Origin of the sequence: Nitratireductor sp. GZWM139 (assembly GCF_030068685.1) — a bacterium.
GTDB lineage: Bacteria > Pseudomonadota > Alphaproteobacteria > Rhizobiales > Rhizobiaceae > Nitratireductor > Nitratireductor aquimarinus.
The window spans coordinates 1-13,819 of sequence record NZ_JAMQML010000019.1; the positions used below are offsets into that span (position 1 = coordinate 1).

12 protein-coding genes are annotated in these 13,819 nt (G+C 59.3%); 2 read left to right on the forward strand and 10 right to left on the reverse strand.

What is annotated here, in order from left to right:
- The coding region (locus NDI72_RS18995) for an SOS response-associated peptidase (RefSeq protein ID WP_283801411.1) at positions 1-651 on the forward strand (651 nt) is incomplete at its 5' end.
- A gap of 38 nt (positions 652-689) precedes the next feature.
- Here NDI72_RS18995 and NDI72_RS19000 read toward each other — a convergent pair.
- Positions 690-869, reverse strand: coding sequence for a hypothetical protein (locus tag NDI72_RS19000; protein WP_283801412.1), 180 nt, complete (start codon positions 867-869; stop codon positions 690-692).
- Between the two features lie 464 nt (positions 870-1,333).
- On the opposite strand from NDI72_RS19000, the gene NDI72_RS19005 reads away from it, so the two are divergent.
- Positions 1,334-2,584: an outer membrane protein gene (locus tag NDI72_RS19005; RefSeq protein ID WP_283801413.1), complete on the forward strand. Its 1,251-nt coding sequence runs from the start codon at positions 1,334-1,336 to the stop codon at positions 2,582-2,584.
- 137 nt (positions 2,585-2,721) lie between these two features.
- Here the strand turns inward: NDI72_RS19005 and NDI72_RS19010 are convergent, their stop codons facing one another.
- From NDI72_RS19010 to NDI72_RS22005, 9 genes are all read right to left on the reverse strand, one after another.
- The gene (locus NDI72_RS19010; protein WP_206549056.1) at positions 2,722-3,030 is read right to left on the reverse strand and encodes a hypothetical protein; all 309 of its coding nucleotides are present in this window, start codon (positions 3,028-3,030) and stop codon (positions 2,722-2,724) included.
- Between the two features lie 172 nt (positions 3,031-3,202).
- On the reverse strand, positions 3,203-3,472 hold the full coding sequence (locus tag NDI72_RS19015; protein WP_283801414.1) for a hypothetical protein: 270 nt from the start codon (positions 3,470-3,472) through the stop codon (positions 3,203-3,205).
- A complete protein-coding gene (locus tag NDI72_RS19020; protein WP_283801415.1) occupies positions 3,469-4,263 on the reverse strand; it encodes a glycoside hydrolase family 108 protein in 795 nt (264 codons plus the stop codon). The genes NDI72_RS19015 and NDI72_RS19020 overlap by 4 nt, the downstream gene beginning before the upstream one ends.
- Before the next feature lie 1,164 nt (positions 4,264-5,427).
- Positions 5,428-7,242 carry a hypothetical protein gene (locus NDI72_RS19025; RefSeq protein WP_283801417.1) on the reverse strand — a complete coding sequence of 605 codons (1,815 nt, stop codon included), beginning with the start codon at positions 7,240-7,242 and terminating at the stop codon, positions 5,428-5,430.
- Between the two features lie 586 nt (positions 7,243-7,828).
- Positions 7,829-9,997: a hypothetical protein gene (locus NDI72_RS19030; protein ID WP_283801418.1), complete on the reverse strand. Its 2,169-nt coding sequence runs from the start codon at positions 9,995-9,997 to the stop codon at positions 7,829-7,831.
- A gap of 1 nt (position 9,998) precedes the next feature.
- Complete coding sequence (locus NDI72_RS19035; protein ID WP_283801419.1) at positions 9,999-10,418, reverse strand: DUF6950 family protein; 420 nt, start codon at positions 10,416-10,418, stop codon at positions 9,999-10,001.
- The gene (locus tag NDI72_RS19040; protein ID WP_283801421.1) at positions 10,415-10,993 is read right to left on the reverse strand and encodes a transcriptional regulator; all 579 of its coding nucleotides are present in this window, start codon (positions 10,991-10,993) and stop codon (positions 10,415-10,417) included. Before NDI72_RS19040 ends, NDI72_RS19035 begins: the two co-directional genes overlap by 4 nt.
- A 3-nt stretch (positions 10,994-10,996) precedes the next feature.
- Positions 10,997-11,704 carry a hypothetical protein gene (locus tag NDI72_RS19045; protein ID WP_283801422.1) on the reverse strand — a complete coding sequence of 236 codons (708 nt, stop codon included), beginning with the start codon at positions 11,702-11,704 and terminating at the stop codon, positions 10,997-10,999.
- Positions 11,704-13,815, reverse strand: coding sequence for a phage tail tape measure protein (locus NDI72_RS22005; RefSeq protein ID WP_349632278.1), 2,112 nt, complete (start codon positions 13,813-13,815; stop codon positions 11,704-11,706). The genes NDI72_RS19045 and NDI72_RS22005 overlap by 1 nt, the downstream gene beginning before the upstream one ends.
- Positions 13,816-13,819: the final 4 nt, after the last annotated feature.

The window sequence follows — 13,819 nt, forward strand, 5'->3', positions numbered from 1 at the left end:
AACCTCTACAATATGACGACGACGCGCCAGGCGATCCGCGACTTCGTCAAAACGACGCGGGAATATGCTTTCAACGAGCCGTCCCTGCAGGTCTACCCGAACCGCTATGCGCCGATCATTCGCGTGGGAGAGGATGGAGAGCGAGAGATGGTGCGCGCCCGCTGGGGCATGCCGACGCCCCCCATGTTCATCAAGGGAAAGCACGACAGCGGGGTCACGAACATCCGCAACACCTCATCCGCCCACTGGCGCAAATGGCTTTCACCGGAAAGCCGCTGCCTTGTGCCGGTCACGAGCTTCGCTGAGCCCGATCCAGCGAGCAAGAAGGAAGGCGACAAGAGAACGCCGAACGCGTGGTTCGCATTGAATGAAGATAGGCCGCTGTTCGTCTTCGCCGGCCTCTGGACACCATGGCACGGCAAGCGCATGGCGCGCGAGGAACCGGACGATCACGAGGTCTACGGCTTCCTGACCACGGAGCCGAACCGCGTCGTTGCCCCAGTCCACAAGAAGGCGATGCCGGTCATCCTCACCACGGAAGACGAAATGACTGCATGGCTGACAGAGCCATGGGAGGAAGCGAAGAATCTCCAACGCCCCCTGCCCGACGACAAGCTCATGATCGTGGAAGCGCCGGAGGTTCCCGACTGAAACGCTTCTCGGCTCGAAGAAACGTCTTACCAATTACGTCAAATCTCAGCGTCCGGATCGGTTCCTTCCGAGCCAGCGCCATCTACTCCAACATCTGTCTTGGTTCGCCCCGGCAAATCGAGCGGACGAAAAAACAACAGCGCTAAAAGCACCAACAGACATAAAACGAGAGCAATCGGAACAGCGAGCCCTCTCAAATTCTGAAGAAAGTCAATCATGTCTCCCCCCAAGCAGACACGGTTAAAGGAGGGACAGAGGCCCAGCCACCAGCCAGAAGCATCTCAAACTGACACCAAAAGCAGTAGAAAGAAAGTTCTTAAAAACGAAACCTTGGAGTTCTTTGATGCGGGTCCCCACCCAAACAGCCAGGGTTCCCTAGCGTAATTTAGCCGAAACACAATTAACCTGGATCAATCTCATGTGACAAAATCCTCGATAATTGCGTGAAGCTTCATTTCCAGCTCCACTCTTCCCAAGTGTTCAAGTGGAGCCCTCAAGGCATTGTGAGGCCACGGTTTATGAGGATCAAAAGAGCCAATCACGAAAGCGGCTCAACTCAAATGTTGCATAGAAAACACAACCTATCCGTTTTCACAATTTGACAACACGACCATATGGACTCTCTCCGTGGCAGCTGTATTAAGCCAACTGAGTACATACACTTCAGGGAGCCGGGGAAATCATGAAAACGAGTCTTATCGCATTAGTTGCCGCGGGCTGCGGACTGGCGCTTGCCACGCAGTTTGCGACGGCGGCTGATCTCACGGAAAACGCAACGTCAGGCTACAACTGGTCCGGCGTCTATGTTGGCTTTGGCGGCGGCGCAGGCGCGTTCGTCGGCGAAGTGGATATCAACCCGCTTGCCGCCTCGGCAAACGGCATCGGCGGCGAAGGTGTGTTCGGCGAACTTACCATCGGCTACGACTACATGATGTCGCCGCGTTTCCTCATCGGTGCGTTTGCTGACGCTCGGATCGGCAATATCGGCGCGAAGCTGTCGATGGGCCCCGGCTCCATTGACGCCAAGGCCGACTACGGGTTCGACGTGGGCGTGCGCGCCGGCTATTTGCTTACGCCGTCGACGCTGGCCTATGTTCTCGGCGGCTACAGCTGGCAGCATTTCGACGTTTCCTCAAACCCGGCCGGCCTTGATTACAGCTGGGACAGCAGTGGCTTCGTGGTTGGTGCCGGCATTGAAACGGCAATCGCGAGCAACTGGACCCTCAAGTCGGAATATCGGTATTCGCACTTCGGCTCGGAAGATTTCGGTTCTGCAGGCGTGATCGAGGTTACGCCGTCGATGCACACATTCCACGCAGGGCTGAACTATCGCTTTGGGATGAACTCCGGCGGTGCGGGCTTCGATGCGCCTTCGTACAGCTGGAATGGCCTGACAATCGGTGCGGCAGTGGGTGCCGGTGGCCTGGTTCATGATCTCAAAGTGCCTGGCCTCGGCCTCGGCTTCAACGGGATCGGCGCTGAGGGCATCTTCGCGGAAGCCTCGATCGGCTACGACATGGAGTTCAGCGGTAACTGGGTCGCAGGCGTGATGGCAAACGCGCGCTATTCCACGATCTCCAGCGAACTCTCCGCACCTGGCGGCAACGCCTCGATTGATGCCGACTATGGCTTCGACGTTCTCGCCCGCCTCGGCTACAAGGTTGGAGCAGGTACGCTCGTCTACGGTCTCGCCGGCTATAGCCACCAGCATTTCGAGATCAATGTCAGCGGCCTTGGCAATCTGTACGACTGGAACGCGAACGGCTTCTCAGTTGGCGGTGGCATTGAAACGGCCGTTACGGACCGCACAACACTCAACCTCGAGTATCGCTACTCTGACTTTGGTTCCGAGGACTTTGGTTCGGCCGGGTTGTTCAAAGTCGATCCGTCCTCGCACACCGTGCGTGCAGGCCTCAAGTTCAAGCTGATGTAGGTCTGCGGATACGTCCGAATATCACCGACGAGAGAGCCCGGACTTGATGTTCGGGCTCTTTCTCTTTTGCGGGCATAGAATGCAGAAAGCCCCCGCCAGCCGAAGCCAGCGGGGCAGTTGGGGAGGATGCGGAAAGATCAGGGCGCGAAACCACCTTTGATCAGGAACGCCACCACACCAGTGATGATGCCCCCAATGATCAGCCAGTTGATGTGCGACAGGGTTTTCTTGATGTCTCCGACCGAGGTCTCAAGACCGGAAAATCGGGTATCGATCCGAGCTTCCATCGCGTTCCACTTTTCATCGTGCCGCGCGCTCTCGATCTCCCGCTGAGCTTTCCACGCTTCAAGCTCAGACAATCGCCGTTCCTTGTCCGCTGTTGAATGCTCGAGCGTGACAACGCGAGCTCTGATGTCGTGATCCATGTCTGGTGCCTTTTCGGTCACGCCCCGCTCCTGTTCCAATGCGTTGCCTGTGGGGTGGGTTCACTTCCCGCAGCGGTATTTCTGATACCGGCCACGATGCTGCGCGATGGCGACGGCGGTCACGCGGTCATTCGCCACCAGGTAAGAGTTTGTGGCCGGCGCCGGGTTGATCGGCACCAGCAGGTCGCAGGGCTCAGTGATCGCCGCCGTCTGGCAGCTCGCAGCCGCCAAGAAGGGCACACAGGACAGTGTCGTCAGCGCCAAGCGCTTCCTCATCGATCTTCCTTCCATCTTTCAGGATTGTGATGCGGTCGGATTGAAGGCGCTGCAGAACCGACGCAGCGCCCCGCTGGTGGCCGTAGAGATAAATCCCGCCAACCATGACAGAGACAGCCAGAACTGCAGCCAGCGCCTTCCCCAGCGGCGAGAGCAGCACACGGGAGGCGAAGCCGAGCCCGATCACGCGCCCTGCCCCTCGACCGCTCCCTTGATCTCACGCACGGCCGCCACGATCTGCGACCGCAGGATCACCAGAACGAGGATGACCACAACCAGCACGCCACCACCGGCTGCAATGGCCTTCCAGTCCATGCCGGTCAGCCAGCCCAGACCAAGCGCGCCGGAGCCAAGCAGCCCGGTCAGCCACTGCCAGAAGCCGGATTTCTCTTTAACCTTCTGCTCAACCTCTGCCGGAACGGTCGGACGCGGGACCGGAACGGGCACCCGCTCGATGTCAGCGGACCGCCCCACCATGTTCATCGCGTCCTTGCGCACATCGGAGACGCGACGCGACCAGCCATTGCCGAAGGTCGGCCAGTGCTTCAGGCTGCGCAGGAAGGCCATGCGGGCATCGCAAAGGCGATTGATGATCACCGCCGGCTCCATGCGCGAAACTGCGGCGATGGTGTCCGGACCGACCCGGCCATCAACCTTCGCGCCGACAACCGATTGCAGATACTTCGCCGCCCGGTTCGGGCCAGAGTTCACCGCGAAATCGAACACGGCATAATCGACGCCCGAAGGCAGCGCTTGGGCGTTCACGGCCGCCCAGTAGTGGCGATAGTAGACGGTCGCGACCTGCTGCTCAGTGATGGCCCTTAGATCAGCCTTGGTGCCATCGGCCTTCACGTAGCGACGAAAGGTGGCCAGCGTGACGCCCTTCATGGTCGCCCCGCCCGGATCGTCGGGATGGTCAGCCCAGCCACCCTCATGCTTAAGGACGAGCGGAAGCGCCCGCGCGAAGTTGCGGTCCATGTCGTTTCCTTTCTGGTGACGAATTCAGATGAGAGAGCCGCGTCATAAAGGCGCGATGCTTTCGATGCGCTTCTCTCAAGCTGTGTTGACTGCTACCCCTCTTGGGCTCCAAGGGGCACCGCCGCTCCCTGCAGGCAAGCGCTTCCCAACGTCAGCCTGCAGGGGGATTTCCACATTTGGGTGATTGAATTACGCTATCCGTGTTGGCGGGCGCTTAGAACGCCCCACGTTCGGAGCGAAAAGCCTTCCCCAATCCGAGGTTTACCCGCCAGCTCCTCTTACAAGATGTAAAGGATCGTTATTGGCACCGCGGTGTCGAATCTAATCAACTCCCATCGCGGCGGACCTGGCGAGGCCCGCTAGGCCGGTGCCCCCATCCGCCCGATAGAGTGGCACCGGCCGCTCCCTTGCCGATATTGCAGAGCCCCTTGATTTGGCTTCTGGTGGACGAACATGTAGCCTTTGAGGGCTGGCGGACTGTTTGGGTTTCAGGGAACTCTCGAGCAGCATTGGCCATAGTTCGACGCATGGCCCCGCCAGCACCAATTGTCGCTCCGCTTTACCAATCATCAACAGTTTGCGCCAAGAATGGATTGGCCAGCGCGCGTAATGTTCGGGCATAAAGCCCACCTGCTTAACCCTAACAAGCCCCGCGCGCTGGCATGTTTTTCCCGAAGCGATCTTGCCGCCCACTGTAATGGCAACCACTCGTTCAGATTTCGCCGGTAGATTTGTTCAGCTGGCAGGTTGAAGAATCTGGGGCTCTTCTGAGAGATAGGCGGGGGCTTATACCCTATCCACCTGCCAGCACCTTTTACGCCTTTCCGCAGGTGTGCTAAAGCACCATTCAACCGAGCAAGCGCAGTGCCTACGTTGCGGCAGCTGGCCTGCTCCTGAACTGCTCCCCGCAGACGGATAGGCGGCCAGCATCCAGTACGTTACAGCCTACTCTGCCCCGCCGAATAGAGCCCCAACTCAACAAGCATTCGGCGGGGATTTTTCTGCGAACTCAGCCTAGGCATTACGTGATCACACCAATGGTGCGTTGACGCCATGCGGTTATTTTGGTGCAACCGGCGGGCAAGGATCTTTGCCCTGGGTCCCCAAGCCTCAAGACGTAGATTAAAACGCACTTGCCCGCCGGCTCTCACGGCCAGCGCCGAACTAGAAAAGCGATACTTCGCTCGCCGACTTCGCAAGTGCGACCATATCGCGCCCACCCTTCCGCAAGACCACCATGCTGTCGTATCCTGTTGGCTGCTGATCTGGTGCCTGCCACGCATAGCCGCCGCGCCACTTGTAGCCCTCGCCTGCCAGGAACTCGACACCTGCGCCCATGCCAGAGACCACTGCATGATACCACTTTGTGTTCGACGCGCCGCCGCCTCGAATGAACGCCTCGGCAGCCCCCACATAACGCCCGTCCCCCGCTTCGTACGCACGATCCATCCACGACACCTGTTGACCGTTCGCACTTTGCAAGACAAGAGCCCAAGCGTCTGGGTTCGCTGATTTTGGTCCTGAGTCCGCTGTGGCGTCAAACGCCACTCGAGCATCCTCCTGCCCGCCATAGATCAATTGGGTGCCCTGAAAACCAGTTGTCACCATTTGCGGGCCATTCTCGCGCTTCAGACGGATATCCTCATACGCTTTCACGTCCGAATGCAATTCGATCCCGCCCGGAAAAATATCGAGAGAGAAGGTCTGCGACAGCACGTATCGCTCTGTGTCAAACGTGTTGTAGGCCATCAGTTCGTTGATGATGATAAGCGTGATCTTCGAGCATGATCCAACAACCGCCGAGAAGGGCTGCGGCTGGCCATCGATCAGGAGCCGATAGAACGTATTCCGCGCAGTTTGACTGCCTCCACCCCCGCCGTTTGACCCGTGGTTCCCGCCCGAATAGGCCATCGGAAGACTTGGATTGCCGTTATTTACCGCCTCAACTGTCATCGGCGTCAGCCAATCAGTTGAGCCTGTATTGATCTCCGTCCAAACAGGCTCAGTGCTATACGACGCTCTATCAACGCCGATGATGTTGGGCAGATCATTAAAACCATTCGGGCCGAAACGGATGCGGTAGAGATAATCACCACTTCTCCAGTAGGCAGACACCATGCCGCCCGCTGATATGCTGTAGCTAAGCGCACCGGTGCCATCGGCCACAGACGCCTGGTTGGAGTAGAAGTAGTTCGACGGGTCGATGATCCACGACGCACCCGGACGATCATCGATAAGACCGTTCAATGCAACCGTACCAAAAGCCGGCAGGTGGGCTGGATCAACCGTGATGAAGAACTCCAACCCATCAACCCTAGGAGAAACAACCCGGACCGTCTGAATTCCACCGGCGAGATCAATATCCGGTGCAGGATCAGTGAAAGTGACAACACGATCATTCGCCGAACTGGTCTCGAATCCTGCTATGTCGTACCTGCGGATCACCCAGGCATAATCATAAGAAGATCCGGGTATCACAGCGCCATTTTTCTGGTAGTGGATGCTGTAGTACTTGCCATATTCGGCGCCCACCACCCTCACAGCCAGAATTCCGCTATTTAGGAACGCGCTCCCCTCGCTGGTGTACCCATTTCGGGTCATTATTCTGTTGGGAAAGGGCTTGCCACGGTTCACCGTTAGAGCATCGTCGACTTGAACGCCGGGCGGCCCTTCAGGCCCCGTTACATATGCTGGGTCGCTCCAATCTGCACTTAGAGAGGACAGTTTCGCATAAACAGCAGCTCGACCATCTCCAGTGTCCAACACGAGCACCATAAAGTCGGTCGGCTCATCATCATATGCGGCGCGGCCTGCGATATCACTTACTTTGGCATCGACCGAATTGAACGCCCCCATGTCGAACAAACGCTCGACCTCGGTCATCCATGTCTGCATCTCGCCATTGATGATTTTGCGGGGGTTTCCGGCAGCATCGGTTGGCGCGACAATATCGGCACCCCGCTTGGTCCAGACGTCCATAGTATTTCTCCAATTTTGGATAGGCTTCGCCAGCCGGGCAGATGCACTGCGCGGGGCGGATCAGTTCACGATGGGTGTGGTCTCGACTCCCGGTAGAGCCTCTGCTTCACTTGGAGGCGCTAGACAGGGAGGGGGGAAATGGATTGGCTCAGACAGAACCAAGTGGTGTGCCCGGACTGCCGTGTTCGGATCGGGAATTGGACGCTTGCGGGCACCCTACAGGTGGTCTCGGGTCTTGGAGGCGTCGCTGGCTGCGTTCACCGAGGAGACCCGAACGCCAAGGGCATCCAATGTCCGCGATTAGCGGAGGCTGTTGCGGAAGCGAAGCGATCAGTCGACCATCCGCGTCGTGAATGGCCTCTTCCTGCACTGCCATTCGGATTTCGCCATCATCATCCTTGAAGGCGTATCCGTTCGCCACATAGGTCCAGTTATCTGGGGCCGCGTGAGCAAGATCAAGAAACTCTTCTTCGGTCATGTCTTCCTCGCATGCTTCGCCGGCCGAGGCGCGCTGGCTGCGGCGGCTGGAAGGGTTCAGATTGACGAGTTCAGCGCCGGCCTATGGCGGGCGGATCAAACGTCAGGGCTAGGAAGGAATGTAAGGATCGCTGCGCGTCCCATCAGAGGTCTGCGCATAAGCCTCAACCTCGTATGTATCAGAGGGTGCCCCGAGAACTGCAGGGACACCCTCACCCGGCCGTGCCTCGTAGATCGTTTCCTGCCACGGCTCCCAAGGCGACCCCACGCTAAAGCGAGTTCGGCTTCGCACCACTATTGCCACTACGTTGATGTCTTTCGTGCCGAAGTAGGTTGGCTCAACAAGCGCGATACCAAACACCGCCGGCGGCAGCGGCTTTGTATTGACTGTGGCCGCGGGGCGCAGCTCCGCCAGATCAGAGAAATACGAAGCCTCATCGTCTGAGTTGAACCAACGAACCCGAAGATCAACGTTCTGGCCAAGGACGTTCGCGGCGGCCCGCGCAAACCAAACCGTGGCTGGCCTTGAGGAAAGATCGTCTTCCCCCTTCGGGCCGTAATCGTCCCATGTGGTCATGCCTTGCCAGGGATCTGGCAGCCCGGCCGCATAGGCGCGGAAATTCGCCTCAGCTGTCGAAGCACCAGCGGGCTTGTCATACTGGACGCGAAGCTCATAAGCCCCACTGGGGTACTGAACGATTGCCGCCGCGAGTATGTTGGGCGTGTCCAGATCGCTCTCAATCTGGAACTCTGGCAGAACCGGCGGTGCAGGAACCTCCATCGTCTCCGGATCCCACGGGATTGAAAGCGCATCCGGGATGATGTGGAACGCGATCTCGCATTCACCGGCGCTATCGTCCACTCGAACGGGCTGCGTGCGCGCCCGGACCATGATGCTGGCCCCATCCTCCCCGACATCCGGGATCTCGATAAGTGCCGTGCGCTTCCCCCATGCCGCAACGCCGGCCATGGTGGTCTTGATGACGCCAAAGTCAGTCCGGGACATGAGGAACAATCGACGCGCGATCCTCTGCGCCTGACTGGCATCACAGCAGAAGATCAGATCGACCGGGAATTCCTGCTCGCCATAGACATCGATCTCATGCTGCACCCTCGCCCAGGGCGCGCCGGTAAGATCAATCTCGGCCATCTCGAAGCCACGCTCGGGCGAGAAGTAGCGCAACTTGCAGACATTCGGACGCTTCGCCCCTTCCGGCCCGGCCTGCGGAAACCGGTCGATGATGTGCCCGTTCAGAAACGTGATCTCGGGTTCCGGCCAGTCCTCGACAAAAGCAAGAGCCTCTTTGCCATCGCCGGTCTCCCGCACCTCAAGGCCAGCGCTCTCCAGCATATCCTCAACGATGTCGTAAGTGAGCGGCCCTTCCCATCCGCCCGAGAGCTGACAGCGCGGCGCAGTTCCCATCAGAGTGGGCACCAGCGCTTCGCCCTGCGTCACGACGGGTTCAATGGCATCGAAGTCGATGTGCGTGTCCCGCATACCCGGAAGCCGGCGCCACCAATGCAGGACATGCAGAACGCCGTTGATCGACCATTCCGTTGAGCTGTCGCGCGGATCGTAGAACTCGCCAACTCGGGCCGTGATCTCGACGGACTTGATGCCACCCTGAAACAGACGGAGAAAGCGATCACTGCCTGTTCCCGGATTGATCGCCCTGATCAGCGTCTGCGCGATCCCACGAATACGATGATCGGCCGTCCAGAGCGACGGGAAATCGCCCACAAGCTCCGGCCAGGCCGTTTCCGAACCATCCCCGAGCTTTGTCTTCAGATAGAGATTGGAGCCACCACTGCGCGCCCACGGCGGCGACGTGACTGCACCGTCAGGGTCGACCGTGACCGAGAGCTTGTCATAGAAATACTCTTCGATTGCAGAGAGCGGTCCAAAGCAGTGCAGCAGCAGGCGATAGATGTCGTAGCCAGCCGTATTGCCGAACGCCACCGTGCCGGCGAGACGCACGCGGCCAAATGCATAGCGCCCCGGCCCCTCTTTGCCCTGTGTGGTGTTCTTGATCTCGTTCGGGTCAACTGACGGCTGCCGTCCGAAGAGCGCTGCCTGTAGCGCAACCTGGGCGGCCGTGACAGCGATACCAACCGTTGCAAGACCGATTGCAGCAGCCCCCACGGTTGGCAGCAGAGCCCCCGCACCAACTGCCAGAAATGCCGAGATTACCGCCGATCCAATTGCAACGAAGGCATAGGCAGGCGAAAGGGTCGCCAGCATGATGCCAGCGGCCAGAACAACAGCTCTGAATTTCATGTCAGACTTGCCAGCTTTTCACGATGCGGTGCGAGCGGACGCCGAGGACGCGAACGCCCTCCTCTGCCCGCCAGATGAAGGTCTGGCCGTGCAGCCAGATACCTCCGACATGACCGAGGCTGGTGTCGATGATGCCGATGTCGCCGATTTCGGGCGTGTCGTGTCTCTCAACCAGTCCGAGCTTGCGCGTGATGGGCCTCCAGACCTCGACCAAACCACCGGCGTCAGCGATGATGCGCGCCGCTTTTTCCTCAGTGTCGTAGAACGGCCAATCGAACTCCCGGCCGGTGACCTCGGCCACCCATTGGGCAGGCAGCGTCGAGCAATCATCGACACCCCACTCGACCGGCCTGCCCTTGAGAGCATCAACGATTGCGCGCAGGCGCTCGCCGCGCCCTCGATGTTCGGCCGTTGGCGTCACTTCTTGTAATCCTCGATGATCGGCGCGTTGATGAAGTCGAGCCCCTTGTCGCCGGGATAGCGCTGCCGTTGACCGGCCGGCGACCACTGCGCCCCGGCGGCTGGGAAGTTCAGTCCTTCCCAGATCGACACAATGCGCAACTGGATTGCCCTGACAGCGGCTCCAACGAATGCGAATTTCGGGGCGGTGATCTTGCCGGGATAGAGCTTCCTGAGCCCAATAACCGCCTCTCCGGTTTCGGCATCGAACGTCGCGAAGTAGAGGTCGCACTGCGCGCCCTCAACCGTATGACGGTCATCCCACACAGTCTTGAGGAATTCCCGGTTCGCGCCAGAGATCACAACGTCAACGGCCGGTGCCTGCCCGAAGCGCGGTTCCTCAATCGAACCAACTGAAACGAGCTGCCCGCCGAATGGATCACTGACGCCCTCCCACACATGCCCGCCGATCTCGACCGGCCCCAACCCCGTGTGCAGACGGCGTTCACCAGACGGCAAAACGACATGGGCGAACCATGCACGCTGGATATGCGGCCCAGACAGCTTGTCGAGGTCTTCAGCGGTGTAGAAGGTCATGGATCAATCCGTGAAATACTGCCGAACGTAGGGGTCAATGATCTCGGACAGCTGCACGCCCTGCCCATCGGTGTGTACGACACCGCGCGCCATTGATGTGCCGCCGGGCACAGTCTTCATGACGAGGGTTGGATGCAGGGTCGCGAAGTCATCGGTGGTGAGTGCTTTGCGCAGACGAGGCCAGATCCGATACTGACCCGGCGCAATCACCTGCGTGATCATGTACAGGCCGAAATGGAACGGCATGAACCCGAGATAATCGCCAATCCCAAGCTGGTGACCCCAGAACGCATCCGAGAGGGTTACGACGCTGGCATCATAGGCGGATGCCGCAGCCATCGGCACAATCGGGTAGGAAGGCTTCCAGCCCTTTCCATTGCTCCAAGGCTCGCCATTCGACCAAGGCTGCGAAACGAAAGGCCCAACAATTCCAGCCTCTTGTGGCGTTAACATATCGCCATCGATGAACTTAAAGCGAGCAGCGTTCACGCCCTCCATCAGCGAGGTCAGGAAGCCGCGTTCGCGCCGGGCCTCGCGCCCCATCTTGAGCGTGAAGTCCAGGCGAAAGGAGACCACATCACCTATGCCGCTCCGTGTTTGCTCAGCCCCGTCCGAGGCAGTCGTCGTACCGGAGTTGCGGGCATTTGGCCCGCTGGTCCACGTGACCTTGGTAAGCCGGATCGGTTCGGGGAAGTCGACAAGCCGATACATCAGAACGGGCTCCTTGGTCTGATCCTGCGGACACGGCGCTCTTCGTCCCGACCGTCAATCCGCGCATCAAAGCTACGGGATACCCGCGCACTGGACGCCGCACTCTCTTCACGGGCAACCGGGCGGGAAGCTCGCTCAACCGCTGTGTCAAAACCGCCATCGGCATCGAAGCGTGAAACGAGCTCGAGACGCATAGGCTGATCGTTTGCTGCCTGACGGGGCGCTGAGACACCAAGACGCCCATCAGGACCACGGCGCAGCGGCATGATCGCCTCCGGCCCCGCCTCGCCCATCAGGCCAGCACCATTTGCCATCGGGAATACCGTTGGCCGATTGACCACGCCACCATTGGCAAACGGCACGACATTGCCCTGCGTGATCACACCGCCATGCGAGAAGCCGAGAAGCCCCTGAACGAAACCACCACCGAACAGGCCCGGATTGAACTGCATCATGAGCTTCATGGCGACGGACAGAGCCTGTGACAGCGCATCCTTCCAGCTCAATGTGCCATCGATGAGCCCTTTGAGGATGCCGCCAGTCTCTCGGCCTGCGTCCTGAAGCGCGTTCTGCATGCGCTCCATCTCTTCCGTAAGCCCGTTCCATGGGTCTTTAGCGTCGTCGGCTGCGCCCTTCAAAGCCTTACCGGCGGCTCCTGCCTCATCCTTCACGCCCTCAAGCGCGTTCTGGACAGCTCGGACGCTCACCGCATCAAAGAACCCACCAAGCGGATCGCTTCCCATGATATCGGACACGGCGGCATTCCGATTGGCCCATATATCGCCAAGAGCTGAACTGGTGCGCCCACCGATTTCGGCCAGCTGACCGCCCAACGCCGAGGCTGCGCCTGCGTAGGGGTTTTCGATCCCGCCGAATTCGATCTGGTCGAACCCGCTGATATCCACCCAGTCCGGCAGCATCGCGATGAGTTTGTTGAGGCGAGTGATCGCGCCATTGATCATATCCTCGACGCCCTGAACCACACGATTGGCAGTCGAGTAAACAAAATCTCCGAGCGCGGCGGGAAGCCCCGACCAAACCGCGACGACAGCCTCATAGCCGCCGGCGAACACCGCAGCTATGGAATCCACCACCGCATTGACGTCAACGAATGCGGCGTGAAACGAATTGATGATCAGATTGCCAAGCCAGATCGTTTTATCCGCGACCCAATCCCATGCAGCACCGAACCACGGAGCCATGGCTTCAACTGCCGGCCGGATCGTCTCGAAGATGCCATCTCGAATGACCTGGAAAGTGGCCAGCGCCACATCACCCATGCCGACTGTGACATCCGACACCTGATTGATCTCATGCGTCATGCCAGCAAGTGCAGCGCCAGCCATACCGGCAACGGCAGCAAGGGGCCCCATCCACCGGACAAAGCTCGCGACCTGGACCGCACTGTCCTTGATGGCCTGATTGAAGCCGCCTCGACCCATGTAGAGCTGACCGATCTGCGCGACCTGAAAACCCAGGTTCTGCAATGCGTAAATGCCCATCGTCGGCGCAGTGGCTAAGGCCTGACCAATGTCGATCAACTGGAAAGAAAGCTGGCGATTGTTGTGCATCGCGATACGGGAGGCCTTCGCCATCTGCAATGTTGCCGTTGCCGCGACGTTCGCCCCTGCTGCGGCCAACTGATATCGTGCATTCAGCATGTCGAGTGCCGCTGCCTTTTCCTGGGCATTGATAGCGCCGATAGCGTGTGCTCGATTTAGGTCGTTGAGCTCTCCGTCATACGCCTTCGATGCGGCAAACACCGGATTGTACTTTGCGCGGAGGCGATCCAACTCGGCACCAAATGCTGCGATGTCTTCAGCGCGCGAGGCATAGTGCGTAGCTCCCATGCGTGCTTCTGCTGCAGTGAGCTTGGCAATAGCCATTGCGTGCCGAGTTACTGCATTTGCGGCGTTGTCATTCGCCTGTTCAACTTGCTCAGTCGCACGCCCTGCGGCATGACCAGCAGAAACGAACCGTCCAAATTCGTCCCTAAGCCGCGCTGTCTTCTGTTCAACGTGGCCCGCGCTGGTAGTCAGGCGGTCGAGATCGACGGCAGCACTTTTGACCTGAGAGGAGTCAACCGCGAACCCAAGACGAGCAGTCGACATGGCA